Origin of the sequence: Legionella beliardensis, assembly GCF_900452395.1 — a bacterium.
In the GTDB taxonomy this organism is placed as follows: Bacteria; Pseudomonadota; Gammaproteobacteria; order Legionellales; family Legionellaceae; genus Legionella_C; species Legionella_C beliardensis.
The window spans coordinates 122,969-142,317 of sequence record NZ_UGNV01000001.1 but is presented as its reverse complement, the minus strand read 5'-3'; the positions used below and the strand labels follow the sequence as shown (position 1 = coordinate 142,317).

Genomic DNA, 19,349 nt, shown 5'->3' with positions numbered 1-19,349 from the left:
CTGAATTAGGCCTAAACTAAAGCAACTTTTATTGTAAAGCATCTGTGGCTAATTACATAGTTCTAAATTAATTTAGGCCGTCTCTATACGCTTAGAAATAAACACCAATTTGAGCAACCACCGTGTCAGACGATCGACCCGTTCCTAATGTATTAGCATTAATTATACCTGGTGGAGCCGCACCATTTGCATAGGTATTAGCACCATAATCAATATCATGACGGTATTCAAGGCTCTCAACAGTATCTTTCCAGATAGAAATATTAAACACACCGCTCACACGATGCTTGGGTAAATTTAATGCAAGCGCATCATTTGACCATTGATAACCAGCTGCCAATGAGGCAGGTTTATCAAATGCTCTAAATGTCATTCCGCCTTCAAGTTGAATGGCTTGTGGTTTTGCGCCTTTACCATTAAAGCTTAAATCTTGCGCTCTAAAAGCACGGCTAGCACCTACCCATTCGGCAGTTAAACTATAGCGATCAAAACTTACGTTACCATGTAAATTGATACCGGGTATTTTTCTAACTTGCTCTGTACCATTTGTTGGAGAACCAAAGCCACCAAAGGTAGTCAGTGGTGGTGAACCATTATTTTGCATGCCTTGGGAATCGGCAAGAGATCCCACTAAACCACCTCCAATATCTCCTATAATATCACCACTACCAAAAACATAGCCTAGATTAACCCCACCGACACCATCATGGCCTAGCGTTGTATCGGTTACAAAGCCATAAACTGCTGCATAAGGCCCAGGATCATTTTGGGACTTATAGCCTAAAATGACTGGTCTAGTTTTAATACGTGCTAAAGTCATGGTCAATGGCGCGCTAATCATTGAACTTGCAAAACGTCCATAAGGTGCGAAAAGCTGACCTGCGGTCAAGTAAAATGGCGATTTATCCAAGTCACCAATATTGACAAAACCTAAGTTTAAATTAAACACAGAATTAGAGACTCTAGGGCCAACGAGTGGCGGCGATTCATCATAAGCAATAGAAATAAATGCCTCTACATCCCGATTTAAGATAGCAGCCACATCTAATTCGCTGGATCCTAAATTAAAATCACCTTGTGAATTACCCATTTGCGGCCTATTAAAGACTGCTACTGGCTCCGTTTTACCGCTAATAGCAAGAATAGGTACATTGGGTGCCGGATAGCCTATGCCTTCATAAGCACGAAACAAACGGCGTCTTTGTTGCATTAGGCGAATATCACGGTTAATACTAGAAATATTTACAATATAATCTGAACCATCAAAAGCAGGCCTATCACCTAAGTAGGGAGAGGTTACAACAGGGGTGCCAGCAATATAAGTAATGATCTGATTATCTGCAACCAAGGCTGTTGGATAAAAGCTAATTGATTCAGGATGAGATTCTACTGTATGAACTACAAGGTGGCTCTCATGAAAATTCACCACGCGGCCAGATTGTATATTAGGTGGCGCTTTAGGGGCCGGAGTAACAGAATTAACTGATAAGGCTGCTAGTTTTGGTGGCTTTTTCGCTGGCACACTATTTTGCCTCTTACTGACTGGAGGCTCTGACTTAACCGACTTTTTTGCCATTTGTTTTTTTAATGTTACTAATTCCTTTTGCAAAGCATTGGTTTGCTCTTGTAACTGTTGAATCCTTTCTTGTAGTTGATCCTGGCTAGCAATAAGTGGTGTGGATAAAGGGATTGTGGCTAAGGCCAAAATAATTGCTTTAGGTTTCACGCGCTCTACTCCTGACTTATTTTTTCTACTTCTTTCGTCTGTGCGCTTGCCAATTACTTGCTTTTAAAAAACATGGTTTATACATATTTTTGTTCAATTAAACAAATTTTCAACAAATTTAACGCCCGTAAATTATATACCTGTAATTAACGATTGTGCGAGTTTTAATCGAAGATTTTAAAATTTATTTTTAAGTAAATAGAAAAAACGGATGGCTGAAAGAAGCTAAATAGAGCTTTTTTAAATTTGATTGAGTGACATTAGCCAGGTTTAGCTAAATCTTGCACTCAATCAAAACGCTTAGGCAGCACCTAACCATTTAACGCCAAAGTAAGGGCCATATAGACCAAAGTTACTGCTGCTAAGAACAGTTGATGCAAAAGAACTAGGTGCCTGTAGAGCATTAAAATAATTCAATGCCTGATAACCACCTTCAATGCTCAATAAACCTTGGGCAAGTGGATAAGCATAATTAGCGCCTAACTTAACTTCAAAACTAGGTACTATTTGTTTCTTACTAGCATACATGGGTCTCACAACTAACCCATTGTTGTAAATAGTCATTGCTTCAAATCGGGATGAGCCATATAAAATAGAACTTGCAGTATTTGCAGTCAAGCTCAATCCATAAGGCAATGCATAGGAATAATTAATACCTATAGTAGGTCCAAAGCCATTAAAATCTATATTGTTAGGCCCTCTAGCACCACCAATAGAGTTTAAAAATGGGGGTCTAACATTGTAAAACAATACCGAATCAACCCGAATATTTGCATATTGACCACCTGCATAGAAACGAGCATTTTTTAGTAATCCCATATCTACATGCTGGCCTACAATCAGATTAACTTGGTCAAATTTATTAGAAACAAACGCTCTAAATGTAGTTGGAATTAGGGTAACTGTACCAGTCGGTAGAAGCTGTGGATACTGACCGCTGAAATTTCCTAAATGATCATCTACGTCATAATGAAGCCAATTCATCGTCACGTCATTGCCGGTCTTAAAATGGTAAGACCCTTCTACGCGGTAACCCCAGCCAAAATCCGGCTCAATCGCTCTTAAACCACCCGTTTCTGCAGTTAAATAAGCATGACCGCCATTATAAATAGGCTGTAAATATAAAGCTTGAACCCCAATATCCCATAGTCTAGCTTCACAGGGCACTGTCACATCACCTGGTACGCAAGTTGGAACTGGTGGAGTAGAATACATACCAGCTGCGGAAAATCCACTGACCGACAAGCCTAGTATCATTAAAGTTATTTTCTTCACCATTTTTACTCCATTGGTAAAAAAAAACCCATCAACAAGTGATGGGTTAATAAGGCGTTTACTAGATCAAATTAGATGCTGCCAACCCACTTCAAGCCAGCATATGGGCCATGGATTGCAAAATCAGATCGAGTTAAACCGAAATGTTGAGTATCGAAGTAGTTAACCCAGAGGTAACCCACGTCTAAAGTAACGTCACCTTGTGGCATTGCATAAGTGTATGTTGCACCTAATCTAGCATCTAACTCAGGAACCATAGCATCTCTGTCACCACGACCGAATGCAAAATCACCAGCTAGTACGTTAGTACCATCACGGAATTCTGTTTCGCCGATTAAGAGAGCAGTAGCGCCTTTACCGTAGATTCCTAAACCATTGCCAAGGTTGAAAGTCATGTCTGCACCGATGCGAGGACCGAAACCGTTAAATTCGGTATAGGCATCACGACGGCCAGTAACTGGGAAAAAGTCAGCAGGACCAGCAACAATATTAGAGCGGAATTCATGCTTAATACGTGCGTATTGAACACCACCATGGAAACGAATATCTTTAAACTCACCAAAGTCAACATGCTGGCCGAGTTCAACGTTAACTGCATCCCATTGTGGCTCAACGCTGAAGTTATGACGGTAAGTACCTGTTGGTAATACGTCGTCGCCAGGATAGAAAATTAAGAAATGGTGGTTGTTATTATCGCTACGGTAGTGATACCAGTTCACATTAAGATCATTACCAGTTCCGAAGTGATAAGAACCTTCTAATTTGAAGCCCCAATCCCAATCTGGCTCAACTGCGTTGTAGTGGTATCTACCTAAAGTATCAATATAATAACCTGCATAGTGATCAACAACAGGTTGGAGGTACAGGGCTTGCACACCAAAATCCCAAGCAATTCTTTCGCAAGGAACAGTAACACTGCCAGGGGTACATACGGGACCCATGGTTCCAGCAAATACTGCACTGCTACCTAAAGCAAGGACAGCTACTGCTGTTTTTTTCAGATTTAACATGCTTCATCTCCACTTTTTTATTATTAATTTCCGGTTTTTATTGCCAAACCAAAACATGGTGTTGACCGCAGTACGCAATCATCGCTCTAACCGAGAACGTACATGGGCAAATTATCAAACGCTACTTTCTCAAAGTCAACACTATTTCGCTTGATTTTCATGATAATTTTAATTAATTAGAGATCCTAAGCTTATATATGTTTTTTTTATGTTCATAATTATTAATTGCTTATCATTTTTAAAATTTAAGATAAACTAAACAGTAATCCTTAAATACCCAAATAATAATGACAATAAAAAACTTATTTAACGTAAGTGCGATTAAAAATATTTTTATATCGAACTTATCTTTAAATCTAATAGAGACCCCATATAAGTGCTGCGTATTTTACAGGATAACATTTATTTTAATTTAATTAAAATACAAGTTGTTGAACTTTTTATTAAAATATATTTTTATACTTAATTAAGATTTATAAAATATTAATGGCTATTAGTAAATAGAAATTTTTCCTCTCATAGCTTTAAAGACAAAATCTTTCAGGAAAATTTAAATTTTTGATATAAGCTTAACAAATTTAGTAACTTCATTTTAGGATTTTATGTTGCAAATGATTATTACTCGCCCTGATGATTGGCATGTTCATTTACGAGATGGTGATGCTTTAAAACATACAGTCGTGGCTACAGCAAGAGACTTTGAGCGGGCCTTAATTATGCCTAATCTTAAGCCTGCCTTAATGACGCTTTCTAGCTTATTAACTTATAGAGAGCAAATTTTATCAAACTTACCTAAGACGTCTTCTTTTAATCCATTGCTGACTTTTTATTTAAACGAGCAAGTGACACCTGACGATCTTATTAGCAGTAAAGCTTATCCTTTTATTATGGGCGCTAAGCTCTATCCGGCAGGGGCTACCACTAATTCAGAGCAAGGCGCACGTTCATTAAAAAACCTTTACCCATTGCTGGATATCATGCAGCAACAGGACCTTGTTTTGCAAATCCATGGAGAAGTAACACATGGTGACATTTTCGATCGGGAAAGTGTGTTTATTACTGAACAATTGCAACCTATCATTAGTAACTTTCCTAAACTACGTATTGTTCTTGAGCATATTTCTACCCAAGCGGCCGTTGATTTTATTAAAAGCACGTCAGACTATGTTGCAGCAACAATAACACCTCATCATCTTTTATATAATCGCAATCAATTATTAGCAGGCGGCATTAAGCCACATTATTATTGTTTACCCATCCTAAAGCATGAAAAAGATCAACATGCATTACAACAAGCAGCCGTAAGCGGCAACCCTAAATTTTTCGCCGGCACAGATAGCGCACCTCACAGCCAACAAACGAAAGAAAACGCATGTGGCTGTGCCGGTATTTACTCAGCACCCTATGCCTTAGCGCTTTATACACAACTTTTTGATGAACTTAATCAGCTCAATCGACTTAATCATTTTATGAGTCATTTCGGTGCCAATTTCTATCATATGCCTGTTAATCAAAAAGAAATTACTCTTATTAAACAAATGCAACACGTGCCAGAATTACTTCCCTTAGGTAATGAATATGTTGTGCCTATTGCAGCTGGTAGCAGCTTACCTTGGAGCGTATTGCATGAAGAATAAGAATGACCCTTCTTTAAAAGAGCGTTTTAGAGGTTTTCTACCCGTTGTTGTCGATATTGAAACAGCGGGCATTGAGCCTACAAAAAATGCGCTTCTTGAAATGTGTATTGTTTTAATTAACAAAAATAATGAAGGATTATTCTATCGGGAAGCAACCTATTTTGAGCATATTATTCCTTTTGAGGGAGCAGAACTAGATGAAAAATCATTAGCCTTTATTCAAGTTGATCCATTTCAACCTTTGCGTTTTGCCATTAGTGAAAAAGAAGCATTAAAAAAATTATTTGTGCCTATTGAACAAGCGTTAAAAAAAAGCCGGTGCCAACGCGCCGTTTTAGTCGGCCATAATGCTTGGTTTGATTTACTTTTTCTAAAAGAGGCCATAAAACGCAATCAACTAAAATCCCCCTTTCATGCATTTACCTGCTTTGATACAGCAACACTCGCAGGCTTAATGTATGGGCAAACTGTATTAGCAAAAGCAGTAGAAGCAGCAGGTATTTCTTTCGATAAACGCGAAGCGCACTCAGCTATTTATGATGCAGAGAAAACTGCTGATTTATTTTGTGTGATGTTAAATCGTTGGGAGCAAAAAAGTTTAAACCAGGAAAAGAGCGCTAATCTATAAGCTATTTCTGAAGAGACCGCAGTCAAGCAGTCTCTTCAGGCTGGCGCTATAGCGCTAATTACAACTCTTCAGAATAAGCAGCTAAATATTCAGCAACACCCGTAGGTGACGCTTTCATGCCTGCTTTTCCTTTTTCCCAACCAGCCGGGCAAACTTCACCATTTTCTTCAAAAAATTGCACGGCATCAATAATTCGGATTAACTCATCAATATTTCGGCCAATTGGCAAATCATTAACAATTTGTGACCGCACAATACCCTTGTTATCGATGACGAAAGCACCACGAAACGCCACACCTGCCACAGGATGCTCAACACCATAAGATTGGCAAATGCTATGCGTAATATCTGCTGCCAAGGTAAAACTTACATGGCCAATACCACCTTTGCTAACTTCGGTATTGCGATAGGCATTATGAGTAAATTGCGAGTCAATAGAAACCGCTACTACCTCAACATTGCGTTTCTTCAATTCATCCATACGACGATTCAGTGCAATTAATTCTGAGGGACAAACGAACGTAAAATCTAATGGGTAAAAGAAAATAAGACCATATTTATTCTGCAGCGCATTGTGCAAATTAAATTTATCAGTTATCTCGCCATTTTCTAATACGGCAGGCACAGTAAAATCAGGGGCTTTTCGGCCAACCAATACGGTCATCTCAATCTCCTTGGTTAAGCGCTCTTAGCGCTTTGCTACTTAAAGAAGGTATAATTAACTCAAATTTAGTCAATAACCTTTATCTACAGTTCTAACTTTCGTTCTGCATGTGAAGTTTAATAAAATTAAATAGTCTCTCAAAGAGCAACTGCTTCACGTAATAGCAGTTCTAATTCACCTTGCTGATAAAGCTCAGTAATAATATCAGAGCCACCAATTAATTTTCCTTTAACATATAATTGGGGAAAAGTAGGCCAGTCTGCGTATTGAGGTAAAGTTTGTCTGATTTCTGGATTAGCAAGTATGTCAACATAGGCAAAGTCTACACCACACGCATCAATACATTGAACTGCGCGAGCAGAAAACCCACACTGAGGCATTTTAGGTGTGCCTTTCATGTAAAGTAATATTGCATTTTCAGCAATTTGCTGTTTAATTTTATTAAGTGTTTCTGTTGTATCCACTGCCATTGAGATTACCTCTATCATTAAATGGTTATAATTATGGCGAAAATGCGAACAATTCGCAACTAAAGATTGCCAGCTAAGGCAAGCCAACTCGTTGGAAATTAATAAGGCTTTTTTAAGTTAAATAGACACAAAAATCAAGTTGTGAAGCCACAAGTCCCTTTAAGTTAAATAGGTATATAAGTCGCATATATTAAGTTTAGCTCATTAATGATTGAATTTAACCTGGCAAAGAAAACATCTGCATTGAATATGTTAAACATCCTGCTAAACTTAATACTTTAACCTTCAATGGAGATTTTTATGGCGTTTACCCTTCCTCCTTTGCCTTATGCAATGGATGCTCTTGCACCTCATATTTCCCGAGAAACGTTAGAATACCACTATGGTAAGCATCATAATGCTTATGTAACTAACTTAAATAAGTTAATTGCAGATACAGAATTTGCTGATTTAAGCTTAGAAGAAATAATTAAGCAGTCAACAGGTGGTATTTTTAATAACGCAGCACAGACGTGGAATCATACTTTTTATTGGCATTGCTTAAGCCCAAATGGTGGTGGTGAACCTAAGGACCAACTGGCAGATGCAATCGTTAAAGCGTTTGGTTCTTTTGATGCTTTTAAAGAAAAATTTACCCAAGCTGCCATTACTACATTTGGCTCTGGCTGGGCATGGCTTGCGCAAGATGATGCTGGCGAGCTACAAATTATTAGTACAAGTAATGCAGATACCCCTATGGCAAAAGGCAAAAAAGCATTGCTAACTTGCGATGTCTGGGAACATGCTTATTATATTGATTACCGTAATGCACGACCTGATTATGTCAATGCCTTCTGGTCACTGGTAAATTGGGACTTTGTAGCAAGTAATCTTCGTTAAACTATTAAACTGATGTGCCGTTTAATTCTACTTAAAAATAAAATAGCGGCCTTTTAAATAAAGGAAATGTAATGACATTAATTACGAGTTATAGTCCGCTTCCAATTACCTTCACACATGGTGAAGGTGTTTGGCTGTATGATGAACAAGGAAAAGCCTATTTGGATGGTTTAAGCGGCATTGCAGTGTGTGGGTTAGGCCATGCTCATCCCGATGTTACTCGCACTATTCAACAACAAGCAGCTAAGCTACTACATACATCCAACATCTTTCAGATTAAAGAGCAACAATTACTTGCCGAGAAACTGACGTCGCTTACCAATATGGAGCAAGCTTTTTTTGCTAATTCTGGTGCTGAAGCGAATGAGGCAGCAATTAAATTGACTCGCCTTTACGGTCATAAGAAAGGCATAGAAACACCTTCTATTATCGTGATGGACAAAGCATTTCATGGCCGTACGATGGCGACCTTAACTGCGTCAGGCAGTCGCAAAGTTCAAGCAGGCTTTGAACCCTTAGTTCCAGGTTTTATTCGAGCCCCTTTTAATGACATCGAAGCATTAAAAACAATTGCTCAAAATCGGGATGATGTCGTCGCTATTATGCTTGAGCCGATTCAAGGTGAAGGAGGAATCTATGTCGCCGACGATTCTTATTTGCGCGCAGTGAGGGAATTGTGTAACCAACATGACTGGTTACTTATTTTAGATGAAATACAAACAGGCAATGGTCGTACAGGTGAATTATTTGCTTATATGCATACTTCCATTCAACCTGACATATTAACGACGGCTAAGGGTTTAGGAAATGGCATGCCTATCAGTGTGTGCCTCATGCGGGGAAATGCATGCAATCTGTTTAAACCTGGTAATCATGGGTCAACATTTGGCGGTAACCCGCTCGCTTGTGCTACGGCACTTACTGTCTTAGAAGTTATTGAGCGTGACAATTTATGTAAGCAAGCTAAACACCATGGCAACCTCATTAAAGAAAAGCTCATGCAAAAACTAGGTGAGAGTGTCTGTGCAATTCGAGGACGGGGTTTAATGCTTGGTATTGAGCTTGATAGGCCTGCAGCTAATGCCAGAATGATTGGCCTTGAGCATGGTATTGTATTTAATGTTACCGCTGAGAATGTTATTCGCTTATTACCACCCTTGATTATTAATGAACAAGAAATTGATGAACTGGTCATGCGTCTTACAAAATCTCTGCAGCAATTTTTAGAAAGCTAAACATTATTTCTTCTTATTGTCATCTCCGCATGGCATTGTTACGTAGAAGGGCAAATTAGAAGAAAAAAGGCGTTGCGAATTTAAAAAATGAGTTTAAAGTAGCCGAAAAACCCCGACCAAGGAAATTTTATGGCGGCACTCAAGAAAAAAATTCGCAACTGGCAAGATGATAACAAGTATTTAGTAAAAAGAGGACAACTTCTGGCATGGCGTTAGCCTCTGATAGCACCGACGTGAACGTTTATTCAACCAGTGGTTATCATCAGAGAAATCACGGGCAATCGGCTTTATGCCATAAGTCAAATCAATGGAAGAAAGGCCATCTGGTGTTAGAGCTTGACTCAATGCAGATAGTGCCCATAAGCTACAACAGCAGTCGAGCGAACGACTGTGAAGTCGTGCAGGAATTATGTGGGCACCTAAGAAGAAGACACTCGATAAAGAGCAGAGGGTCTAAAGAATGGTTTTTAAGATAATGATTTTTTAGTAAGCAGCTGGGCAATAAACATAATATTTTCTAAATTTATCCCCAGCTGTTTAGCCTCAATATACTCTTTTATTTCTGTCCATTTAGCTTCAGAGCGGATAGATTCTAATAGGTCATGGCCAAGCCATGTAAGCCGAATTAAATGAAATCCGTGTGGAGAACCGCCCGGCGTTTTGTGAATTTTTCCAGCCAATATGCCAGCTTCTTGTAATATTTCTAAGTGATAAGAAACATCATTATGCAATTTTTCGGGAAAATTATCTAAATTTAGCAGCGCATTAGGCTCAAGTTCTTCGACCTTAAGAAGGATGGCTCTAATCATATCCCAATTACGTTTCATCGCTTTCTAATTCCCATGAAGTAATATAACAATTATAAAACACAGTAGGCATACTATGGAAACAAACCTTATATCTTTGCAATAATCTTACTGAGACCTAATTTTGTTATAGTTAAAACACCATTTCCACTCACACGAAATGACCTTAAGCTGCTGCCTTAACTATCATTTAATGTATCTAACTGACTTTTTGTTTGTTTTAGGACGCATGGCTAATTCATTTCTTTAGTTTACCCTCACACAACTAAAACTACCCTATAAGAGAGCTTAGTGTTTCATAGCCTATGAATGATTCTGGCTTGCTGGTTTAGATTGAAAAAAGAGTGGATAGCTCACTATATTGGCATAAAATTCTACAAGGTCTTTTTTTAATTCCCTGCCATACCTTTGTTCGTCAGGATCAGTTTCGCTTGTACCACTTTGAAATATCGCTTCAGCAAAATTTGCAGAATTAATAAGCTCCTTAACTAAATAAGCTCTGGGTGGCGAAGAAGAGAAGCTTTCATAGATTTCTAGCATTTTCCCACTAGCCATATACAATGCTTTAATCGCTGGCAACATTTCACTGTCTGTTGGCTGATAATGGCCACTGTTATTTGTTAACTTAAGTAGAGCTCCTCTATCAAAAATTAATGTACCTGCTGCTAAAACTTTCTTACCATTAGCCAGATAAGAATGATGGGTAGGCTTATCACAGAGTAATTTTGGTGGATTTTCACAAGTTAAGACAAAAAGATACTCTCCGTGCAGCACGGCGCCTTTAAGACTAAAATTATTTTCTTTAATATCTACCAAATAATTCTGAGTGTCCTTGCTGTTAAGGTATTTAATATCAGGATCGGTTGAATCACGAGCGACCAAAAAAACGCATTGCTTTTCTTTCGATTTTATAATTAGATTTGAGTGAAATATAGCTAACAATTTTTTGCCCAAAATAAATGATCTCACTGGGGTAATTATTTTGATTTTTAGGCATATTTAACTCCTGGTACATTTAATAAATTAAGAAATCTTATTGTTTTAAATTAAATTTATTTTAAAATTAATTGGTTGTAAAAAATTAACCCTGTATCATAGTGCTTAAGCGACATGCCTAGATTAGGAAAATAGGTATTTATATTAACAATTGAATTAAATTCACTAAGTTGAAATACCTCAGCTTTCAGGTGGTATGATTTTTTGTTGTTATCTAGAATTTCAATTAGGCTAAGGGCGCATGTTAATATCTAAAGCTCGTGAATATGTTAATATTTCTAAGTAATAAGAAATATTATTAGGTAATTTTTCTGGAAAATTATCTAAATTTAGCAGCATTAGGTTCAAATTCTTCTAATTTAAGAGGTATGATTCTAATCATATTTTAATTACGTTTCATACCTCTTTTAATTTTCTAATAAACCATTTAAAATTTGAGATATTTAAGATAAATCTTTATAATTTAAAGTAGGCGAATCTTCACTAGCAGCTTCCGCTGAGGGAGCTGTAATAGCATCGCTATTTCTTCTAAAAAGGCGCGGATCACTAGAAGGGCTAATACCAGCCATATCAGTTATAGTTTTTTCTATAGCCTTACGTACGCCATCAGTCAAAATGTAAGTAATACCTTCTGTACCGTATTCTTGGTTAGCTAACTCTATAACATCCGCAGATGTAGAAAAAAGTATTTTTTTAATAACTACATTATCACCTTGCGTTAAACAGTTTTTAATAGAATTATCTCTTAAAAATAATGGTAAATCTCTTTTACCTGAGCTTGCTAAGTTAACATCTGCAGCAACTAAAATAAATTCTACTTGTTCGTATTCAGGGCGATTTGTTATATGTATTAAGTGAGCCTCTAGCCAGTTTTTTAATCCTTCATGATCATTATAGTTTAGCTCACGATTAGAAAATAAACCTCCCTTAGCTCGAGCATTAGTAACGATACTTCTTACACCAGTAGGTGTATGCGAACAAGCGATAAAAAGCGCCTTATTTTCATGAGAAAAGCTATAACACATTTCAATTTTAACTTTACTTCCACCATTCCCACACGTTTCAATTTTATTTTGCATTTAAGTCTCATTTAGTTTATGACTATCACAAAACTTAATTTTTAATTATTTTAGGTATATTTTTGAGATAATTTATTAAATTTAATTCTAAAAAAAGAATTACTAAGTATAGGCTTTTTATTGTAAAGAAATTTTCTTAAGAAACTATTAACTAAAGCGGTTCACCATTAAAAAATAGTTCAACTATTTAAAAACTCTCAAATATTTTTGCGCTAAATATCTTTTCTAGAAAGCTCTTCAAAATAGAATAGCTGTCTACTCTACCACAATATTGACCCTTTTAAGTCCTGGCATCTATATTGCATTCAATCACTTCTCTATGGACATTATTTTTTGAAAAATGGATTAAATAAGGAGAAGCTATGTTGAAGAGACGGTTTTGTAGCCGTATTCAGCAGGTTTTACTGATTCAGATTCTTTTTTCCCTACCATTATTTGCCGCTAAGAACGATTCTTTGCAAATTGCCGAAGAAGAGGTACAACGTTTTTCCCAGGCACTTTATCAAATAAAACAAAATTATGTAAAGTCTGTGAAAGACGTTGATTTATTTGATAATGCAATTCGCGGCATGCTAAGCGGCCTTGATCCGCATTCTGCCTATTTAGATGAAAATGAATTTAACGAATTAAAAATGAGTACAAGTGGCAATTTTGCGGGTATTGGTATCGAAATTACTCAAGAGCAAGGCTTGCTAAAAGTTGTAACACCCCTCATTGACACACCTGCTTATAAGGCTGGCATTAAAGCGGGTGATTACATTGTTAAATTAGGATCAAAACCAACTCAAGGCTTAAGCTTAACTGAGGCGGTAAATTTGATGCGTGGTGAAGCAGGAACCCCTGTTAGCTTAGTTATTCTCCGTAAGGGCGTAAATAAACCACTTACTTTTTCAATGATGCGCCAAAATATACAGATAAAAAGTGTGCAGAGTAAGTTACTTGATCAACAGTTTGGTTACATTCGCCTATCTCAATTTCAAGAGATGACCGGTAGCGATATGCGCAGTGCCATTAATAAATTAAAAGAGCAAACGCAAGGTAAATTAAAAGGTTTAATACTTGATTTACGTAATAATCCTGGTGGTTTATTAGATAGCGCCATAGAAGTTGCCGATGCATTTATCGATAATAAAAAAGGCGATAAAAGTACCATCGTTTATACCGAAGGTAGGTTGCCTGAGAGTAAATTTACAGCATTGGCAACCCCAGGAGACATCCTAAATAATGCGCCTTTAATTGTACTTATTAATAATGGCTCTGCTTCGGCTTCCGAAATTGTAGCGGGTGCTTTAAAAGATCATAAGCGAGCCGTTATTGTTGGGACAAAAAGTTTTGGTAAGGGCTCAGTACAAACGGTATTACCCTTGGATGAGAAACACGCCATTAAGCTAACAACAGCGCTTTATTATACGCCAGCTGGTACATCAATTCAGGCTACAGGGATTGCTCCTGATATCCAAGTTGAGGAAATTTCTATTGCTAAAGCTGCTGAAAATAAAAAAATATTAAGCTTTAATGAAATCAATTTAAGCAAGCATTTAGAAAATGAAAAAAATAATTCAAAAATTATTACGCCATTAACAAATGATCGCGAAAAATTGCTCTATGATGATTTTCAACTGTATTCAGCCCTTACAATTATATGGAGTATGAGCCTAACAAGTTAATACTCAGTGATAATTAAGCAATAAAATGATAACTAGATTTAAACTATTGCTGTGTCTTTTCTGAAAATATTAGACGCTGGATGGACTTGACCATTTTTTTCAAATAAGACGCAATAATTTTGCCTTTTTATAGGATCATGCTCTTTAGCGCATAATTCTTGATAAGCTGCTAGCGTTGTATTTTCTTTAGTAGTTGTTGCAAAAGAAGCTAAAGGGAATAAACACATTAAAATAATAAATTTTTTCATAAGAAACCTTAAACTTTAAAGTCATACCATGTTAAGTCCAAAAATAAGACCTTTGAAGCAACTAAAATTAAGATTAATAGCAGATATAAGCTACTGTTTTTAAGGCTTTAATTTAAAGCCTTAAACATGAGTATGACATGATTAAAATAAGTAATTATCGTTCAGTATTTTCAGTTTTTTTTGCTTGTTTTTGATATGCTTTCCATTCTTTATCTTTTGCAAAAACATAACAAGCTGCCTCTTCAATAAAAAAGCTAATATCATCAATTTGTGACCACTGACAATAAGCTTCAATTTTCCTTAAAACTTCGCTGCTTAATTCTACTTTTACTTTTTCTTTCTGATTAAAGCGTGCTTTCGATATGAGAGCCATTACATTCCTCTTTCATAGTTATTAACAAAATGATTCAAATATATTCATATTTTTAAAATTTGAACAATGCCTACAAAGGCTTTCTATTTTTTACTATAAATCAACTGGAAAGTCATTAATTTTTTTTTAATTTTTATTTTAAAAAGAACAAATACAAATTGCAAATCGTGATAACATTAAAGTCTCAATGCCTTTTAATTTAACATTCAGCACGCTAAAATAAGCTTTTTTTAGCATGCTAATTTTATTTATTTTAACTTCATATTTTAATTTAATTAAATAGGAAATATGGTGCAAGACTCAACTAAATTTGCTTATTTATCACTCAGTGGCGGATTAGATTCAACGACTTTATTACTACATTTATTAGCAAGGGGTTATCAAGTTACAGCAATCTCATTTTTATATGGCCAAAAACATAATATTGAAATCGAACGAGCCCAAGACTTAATACAATATTTAAATTTGAAAGGCTTTGCTATTAAGCATCATATTATTCATCTAAATGGCTTAAGCAATTTATTATTTTCAGCCCTTGTTGAAGGTGGAAATACGGTACCTGAAGGCCTCTATAGTGGTGAAAATATGGCAGCTACCGTGGTGCCAAATCGCAATAAAATCTTTATATCTATCCTACAGGCAGCAGCCCTTTCTTGCGCAATAGAAAACAACACGACCGTACATGTAGCACTAGGTATCCATGCAGGCGATCATGCTGTTTATCCAGATTGTCGCCCTGAATTTATTGATGCTGACTATCAAGCATTCCAATTGGGTAATTGGCACGCTGAAAAAGTGGCCCCCTACATGCCTTATTTAAATGCCGATAAAGGGGGTATTTTACAAGACGGTATTAAAGCGTGTAAGCAATTAAATTTAGACTTTAAGGAAATTTATAAACGGACTATTACATCTTATAAACCGAATACTGATGGTATTTCAGACTACAAATCAGCCTCTTCCATACAGCGCATTGCGGCATTTATAAAATTAAATTGTATTGATCCCATTATTTATGCTGATGATAGGGGTATTGTTGATTGGGAAACAGTAAAAGCTCATGTGTTATCAGTATTAGACACAGCAGATAAGCAAAAATAAGTTTTGCAGAGTAAAAATAAAGAAGTCATTCTCACACGAGAATGACTTCGCAAGCTCTTCTAATTAATCAAGTGCTAATTCAAGTGCAAAAGCTAACCCTAATTTACTAAAATTAACCATATGCTCTGGCGTTAAGCGATCGACTGTGTCCTTAGAGGTATGGATGTAAGGATTGTGACGCTCAAAACTTGTTTCGCAAGGAAACGTAGCAGCAAAACCTGCTTTAGTCCAAGACGCATGATCACTACAACCATAACCACAGCGAGACTCACCGACAGGAACTGCAATATAGGTCTTAATTAAGTCAACCACAAAATCAGTTAAGGGACGGTCAGTGTAATCTCTAAAAACCCACATGGTTGGGTCAGTACGATTATTACGGAAACCTGTCATATCCAACTGCATGACTGCTTTAACCGGAATAGATTTATCTAAAAAGTGCTTCACTACGTATTGTGAACCAACTAATCCGCGCTCCTCAGCAGCATACCACACGAAATAGATAGGGTTCTTAAATTCATACGATGACTCAATTAAAATACGAGCAACTTCCATGAGGCTAGATGAGCCACTCGCATCATCGCCAGCGCCAGGCATCCTACCATCTAACGTATCCATATGCGCCCCAATCACAATAGCAGGTGCCTTAATATCCTTGCCAAGGACGGTTACCAAAGATGGTTGCTTGTAATTGTTACCCGTTTTAACAAAAAAACTCGTGGTATCAGTACGTTTTTTTCTTGCAACTATGGTATCAAAAGAGCTTTTTAACCAATTAGCTGCTTCAACTCCAGTCGTTTTAGTAGCGGAACGATTTTCGTAAGTCGTTAAACGGTTTAAAGTCGCCATAATATTGGTAACTTTAACCTGCTGGATTGCTGCTAAAACTTCTGCCTGGTGCTCAATCGGATAAGCAGTGTCATCTGTTGAGGCAAGCTTTTTACTGGGTTTAACAAGTAATTGCTGTGCTAATTTTTGGCGGACTGATAGATTAGTATTATCTATAAGATGAGTGACGTTAATAAAACGTCCACAATTTACCTCATCAGCAACATGAATAATTTGCTCTAATTTTTCTGTGGGCACGTCTATTATTTTAAAACTTTTATTCTCAGCTATTACTGCATAATCTGAGGATAAATGGGCAGCTAAACATTGAGGAACTTGTAATTGCTCCATCTTAACGTCTGTTTCTGCCATGACGGGGCTAGTAGCCAATAAAAATCCTGCTGTAAGCAGGGTCATCCTTGGATAAAAACGCATTTTCTCTCCTTTAGGTAGTAAAAAAATTCTTTTTGATGGTACATCATGCTTAAAAAGATAGAAATTTATTTTTAAGTTATTCTAATAAGAAGGGTTTTTATATACATATGTTAATCAAAAATTTCTTTATTTAATCAAAAATAACAAATTTTAACTCGTTTTATTTTGCTCTATAAGGGTAGCACTTACTTTTCCATAAATACTATTGATAATCATTTTCATTTGTTATAAAGTTACACTCCCGCAACTGTCCATTTGGTGAACAATGAAAACAAAAAAGATTCCATATTATCTACTTCTAACGCTTTTAACGGTAGGAGCAAGTCTAATTTTAGGCTTTTTAAGTTTCGGTGGTATGTATGCTTTAATGCCTTTATTGCCTCTAGCATTTGCCTCCTTTGGTCTATCGGTCGCTTATGAAGGTGAAATTTATTTACAAAATATAAAAGGTGCCTTTAAAAAATTGTTTAAAAGCGATTATTTAGAGCGTTATATCGCAGACGATTATTTACTTCATAATTTTCCTAACACAGCGGATGAAGATTGCCCACAATTTTTTAAAGACTATGAAATTCAATTAAATTTATTAAATAAATTTAATCATAAAAATTTAGATAAAGAGAGTTTAGCGCGTAAAGGAAAAATTGAAAAAACAATGAAGGATATGCGCAAATGGTTTACGCTGCAATTATATAAAAAGCCAACTGATGTAGACGATAATTCTTCTTATAGCCAATATCAGGCAGCTTTACAGCAATGGCTTGCCAGCCATAAGCAACAAGATGCAATCGCAAAATTAGCGACACGCGCTCATGTTTTTAATGGTGTAAAATTATTTAGTGTATTGTCGGGTCTTTTTATGGGATTTGGTACAACTTACCTGCTTGTTGAGGGGTTTGCTACTATTCCTCTTTTAGCAACTATTCCTGCAGCCACCCTACCCTTTGCCATTGTCCCTATGGCCATTGTTGCCGGCGCTGCTTACGCATTTCTTACTTACAATGCTGTAACGGATATGATTAATAATGATACATTACGTAAATGGTATACTAAGCTTCGCGATAATTTTACCAAAGAAAATGCGTCTAAGCATATCGTTCGTAACGTTTTTCTAGTTATTACGGCTGTTGCTTTGCTAGGACTTGCTGTGGCATTGACACTTTGCACCGCAGGCACTTGGTGGACAGTCGCTAAAAATGCCCGTCCATTATTTAACTGGATGAGTAAAATTCCAGCCTTTGTTATGGGCATAATTAACCCGATAATTACCGGGGTTTCAGCACTCATTTTCAATCTACAAAATACGAGTGAATCATTAGAAATGATTGATAACTTAACTCGTACTAAAGGCAATATTTTTAAGAAAGCAGCCCATTCTATTCAAGAAAGCTTTGAGAAATTAAGAGAGCGTGAGAATTGGCTACAAATTCTTAACCCTGCAAGAATTCTTCTTAAATTAACCATTACTCCGTTAAGAATTGTCCTATTCTTAGGCCATTTAATTAGTATTGGTGTAACTTCAGATAGAGTGCCTGGTATTCCTGAGATAGCTTCTGCCATTTTAGGTATTATTAGTGAAGGCTTTGAAGACGCACACTATTTCTTTGAGCAAGGACATGACCATCATCACCATAAACACAGCCATGATGATAACTATGAACATACTAAAGAACTACTAAAAGAGCAGCTGCAACATGAGGAAGGGCACAGCCATGAAGCTGACTTACCAACGAAAGCACTTAAAGCTATTTTTGCGCCTCTCTATCTACTTGCAACACTCTGGGATTATGCAGCAAGCCATGGAAACAGCAGTCGTAAAAACGCAGAAAGCTCGCGTAGAGCTCTAAGCTTTACCGACGCTTGGCATAAACAAACCGGCCAAAAACTAATTGAGACTGTTGAATTAACCAACGAAGAGCCACAAGTATCGCAAGATTGGCAAGTTGAGCAGGCAAATTATCACATCGAGCGTTTCAAAAATACCCACTTGAGAAAGGTCTTAATCAATACAGACATTGCTCAAGAGAAAGAAACAGGGCTAAATGATTTACAAGCTGAATTAAAAACAGCTGGTCCTGACTTTAGGTTAGCACAGCGTGTTAAAATTGCGGCTAGTAACCCTACTTTTACCCAGCATCGTTTCTTTGATACATCAGCTAGAACCGAAACCTCAGAGTTTTTAGAAAAACTTGCTGATAGAATTGACTCACCAGCCGCTCCAGCTGCTTAAGGCGAGCCAAGAAAAAATCAAGCAGCCATTTGATTTCGACATAAAAGCTAGAAAATAGCTTT

Annotated in this window: 18 protein-coding genes; 7 read left to right on the top strand and 11 right to left on the bottom strand. The window is 36.7% G+C overall.

What is annotated here, in order from left to right:
• Positions 1–91: 91 nt before the first annotated feature.
• From DYE47_RS00620 to DYE47_RS00610, 3 genes are all read right to left on the bottom strand, one after another.
• Positions 92–1,726 (bottom strand): LbtU family siderophore porin, encoded by a 1,635-nt coding sequence (locus DYE47_RS00620; protein ID WP_115301419.1) that lies wholly within the window; start codon positions 1,724–1,726, stop codon positions 92–94.
• A gap of 300 nt (positions 1,727–2,026) precedes the next feature.
• A complete protein-coding gene (locus DYE47_RS00615; RefSeq protein ID WP_115301418.1) occupies positions 2,027–3,004 on the bottom strand; it encodes an Lpg1974 family pore-forming outer membrane protein in 978 nt (325 codons plus the stop codon).
• 68 nt (positions 3,005–3,072) lie between these two features.
• Positions 3,073–4,011 carry an Lpg1974 family pore-forming outer membrane protein gene (locus tag DYE47_RS00610; RefSeq protein ID WP_115301417.1) on the bottom strand — a complete coding sequence of 313 codons (939 nt, stop codon included), beginning with the start codon at positions 4,009–4,011 and terminating at the stop codon, positions 3,073–3,075.
• Between the two features lie 602 nt (positions 4,012–4,613).
• Here DYE47_RS00610 and pyrC point away from each other — a divergent pair.
• The gene (pyrC, locus tag DYE47_RS00605) at positions 4,614–5,648 is read left to right on the top strand and encodes a dihydroorotase (protein ID WP_115301416.1); all 1,035 of its coding nucleotides are present in this window, start codon (positions 4,614–4,616) and stop codon (positions 5,646–5,648) included.
• Positions 5,638–6,276 (top strand): ribonuclease T, encoded by a 639-nt coding sequence (gene rnt, locus DYE47_RS00600; RefSeq protein WP_115301415.1) that lies wholly within the window; start codon positions 5,638–5,640, stop codon positions 6,274–6,276. Before pyrC ends, rnt begins: the two co-directional genes overlap by 11 nt.
• A gap of 58 nt (positions 6,277–6,334) precedes the next feature.
• On the opposite strand, the gene DYE47_RS00595 is transcribed toward rnt, so the two are convergent.
• Positions 6,335–6,940 (bottom strand): peroxiredoxin, encoded by a 606-nt coding sequence (locus DYE47_RS00595; protein ID WP_115301414.1) that lies wholly within the window; start codon positions 6,938–6,940, stop codon positions 6,335–6,337.
• Between the two features lie 137 nt (positions 6,941–7,077).
• The gene (gene grxD / locus DYE47_RS00590) at positions 7,078–7,410 is read right to left on the bottom strand and encodes a Grx4 family monothiol glutaredoxin (protein ID WP_115301413.1); all 333 of its coding nucleotides are present in this window, start codon (positions 7,408–7,410) and stop codon (positions 7,078–7,080) included.
• A gap of 300 nt (positions 7,411–7,710) precedes the next feature.
• Between grxD and DYE47_RS00585 the strand changes: the two genes are divergently transcribed.
• Positions 7,711–8,289, top strand: coding sequence for a superoxide dismutase (locus tag DYE47_RS00585; protein ID WP_115301412.1), 579 nt, complete (start codon positions 7,711–7,713; stop codon positions 8,287–8,289).
• A gap of 71 nt (positions 8,290–8,360) precedes the next feature.
• Positions 8,361–9,524, top strand: coding sequence for an aspartate aminotransferase family protein (locus DYE47_RS00580; protein WP_115301411.1), 1,164 nt, complete (start codon positions 8,361–8,363; stop codon positions 9,522–9,524).
• 467 nt (positions 9,525–9,991) lie between these two features.
• Here DYE47_RS00580 and DYE47_RS00575 read toward each other — a convergent pair whose 3' ends face one another.
• From DYE47_RS00575 to DYE47_RS00565, 3 genes are all read right to left on the bottom strand, one after another.
• Positions 9,992–10,351 carry a DUF2513 domain-containing protein gene (locus DYE47_RS00575; protein ID WP_115301410.1) on the bottom strand — a complete coding sequence of 120 codons (360 nt, stop codon included), beginning with the start codon at positions 10,349–10,351 and terminating at the stop codon, positions 9,992–9,994.
• A gap of 282 nt (positions 10,352–10,633) precedes the next feature.
• A complete protein-coding gene (locus DYE47_RS00570) occupies positions 10,634–11,212 on the bottom strand; it encodes a hypothetical protein (protein WP_131750081.1) in 579 nt (192 codons plus the stop codon).
• A 557-nt stretch (positions 11,213–11,769) separates the two neighbouring features.
• The gene (locus DYE47_RS00565; RefSeq protein WP_115301408.1) at positions 11,770–12,405 is read right to left on the bottom strand and encodes a hypothetical protein; all 636 of its coding nucleotides are present in this window, start codon (positions 12,403–12,405) and stop codon (positions 11,770–11,772) included.
• 362 nt (positions 12,406–12,767) lie between these two features.
• Here DYE47_RS00565 and DYE47_RS00560 point away from each other — a divergent pair, with 362 nt between their 5' ends.
• The gene (locus DYE47_RS00560; protein ID WP_115301407.1) at positions 12,768–14,072 is read left to right on the top strand and encodes a S41 family peptidase; all 1,305 of its coding nucleotides are present in this window, start codon (positions 12,768–12,770) and stop codon (positions 14,070–14,072) included.
• A gap of 38 nt (positions 14,073–14,110) precedes the next feature.
• Here DYE47_RS00560 and DYE47_RS00555 read toward each other — a convergent pair whose 3' ends face one another.
• Together DYE47_RS00555 and DYE47_RS00550 are read right to left on the bottom strand one after the other, a co-directional pair.
• Positions 14,111–14,320, bottom strand: a complete 210-nt coding sequence (locus DYE47_RS00555; RefSeq protein WP_115301406.1) for a hypothetical protein — start codon at positions 14,318–14,320, stop codon at positions 14,111–14,113.
• 154 nt (positions 14,321–14,474) lie between these two features.
• Entirely contained in the window at positions 14,475–14,693 is a 219-nt protein-coding gene (locus DYE47_RS00550) for a hypothetical protein (protein ID WP_115301405.1), read from the bottom strand.
• A gap of 288 nt (positions 14,694–14,981) precedes the next feature.
• Here DYE47_RS00550 and DYE47_RS00545 point away from each other — a divergent pair, with 288 nt between their 5' ends.
• Entirely contained in the window at positions 14,982–15,794 is an 813-nt protein-coding gene (locus DYE47_RS00545) for a 7-cyano-7-deazaguanine synthase (protein ID WP_115301404.1), read from the top strand.
• Between the two features lie 63 nt (positions 15,795–15,857).
• Here the strand turns inward: DYE47_RS00545 and lapA are convergent, their stop codons facing one another.
• Entirely contained in the window at positions 15,858–17,057 is a 1,200-nt protein-coding gene (gene lapA, locus DYE47_RS00540; RefSeq protein WP_115301403.1) for an aminopeptidase LapA, read from the bottom strand.
• A gap of 265 nt (positions 17,058–17,322) precedes the next feature.
• Here lapA and DYE47_RS00535 point away from each other — a divergent pair, with 265 nt between their 5' ends.
• The gene (locus DYE47_RS00535) at positions 17,323–19,287 is read left to right on the top strand and encodes a hypothetical protein (RefSeq protein ID WP_115301402.1); all 1,965 of its coding nucleotides are present in this window, start codon (positions 17,323–17,325) and stop codon (positions 19,285–19,287) included.
• Positions 19,288–19,349: the final 62 nt, after the last annotated feature.

Coding starts and splice junctions, on each gene's coding strand:
- DYE47_RS00595 (WP_115301414.1), bottom strand. CDS start 6,940: ATGACCGTATTGGTTGGCCGAAAAGCCCCTGATTTTACTGTGCCTGCC.
- rnt (WP_115301415.1), top strand. CDS start 5,638: ATGAAGAATAAGAATGACCCTTCTTTAAAAGAGCGTTTTAGAGGTTTT.
- DYE47_RS00550 (WP_115301405.1), bottom strand. CDS start 14,693: ATGGCTCTCATATCGAAAGCACGCTTTAATCAGAAAGAAAAAGTAAAA.
- DYE47_RS00610 (WP_115301417.1), bottom strand. CDS start 4,011: ATGTTAAATCTGAAAAAAACAGCAGTAGCTGTCCTTGCTTTAGGTAGC.
- DYE47_RS00560 (WP_115301407.1), top strand. CDS start 12,768: ATGTTGAAGAGACGGTTTTGTAGCCGTATTCAGCAGGTTTTACTGATT.
- DYE47_RS00555 (WP_115301406.1), bottom strand. CDS start 14,320: ATGAAAAAATTTATTATTTTAATGTGTTTATTCCCTTTAGCTTCTTTT.
- DYE47_RS00585 (WP_115301412.1), top strand. CDS start 7,711: ATGGCGTTTACCCTTCCTCCTTTGCCTTATGCAATGGATGCTCTTGCA.
- DYE47_RS00565 (WP_115301408.1), bottom strand. CDS start 12,405: ATGCAAAATAAAATTGAAACGTGTGGGAATGGTGGAAGTAAAGTTAAA.
- DYE47_RS00545 (WP_115301404.1), top strand. CDS start 14,982: ATGGTGCAAGACTCAACTAAATTTGCTTATTTATCACTCAGTGGCGGA.
- pyrC (WP_115301416.1), top strand. CDS start 4,614: ATGTTGCAAATGATTATTACTCGCCCTGATGATTGGCATGTTCATTTA.
- DYE47_RS00575 (WP_115301410.1), bottom strand. CDS start 10,351: ATGAAACGTAATTGGGATATGATTAGAGCCATCCTTCTTAAGGTCGAA.
- DYE47_RS00535 (WP_115301402.1), top strand. CDS start 17,323: ATGAAAACAAAAAAGATTCCATATTATCTACTTCTAACGCTTTTAACG.
- lapA (WP_115301403.1), bottom strand. CDS start 17,057: ATGCGTTTTTATCCAAGGATGACCCTGCTTACAGCAGGATTTTTATTG.
- grxD (WP_115301413.1), bottom strand. CDS start 7,410: ATGGCAGTGGATACAACAGAAACACTTAATAAAATTAAACAGCAAATT.
- DYE47_RS00615 (WP_115301418.1), bottom strand. CDS start 3,004: ATGGTGAAGAAAATAACTTTAATGATACTAGGCTTGTCGGTCAGTGGA.
- DYE47_RS00580 (WP_115301411.1), top strand. CDS start 8,361: ATGACATTAATTACGAGTTATAGTCCGCTTCCAATTACCTTCACACAT.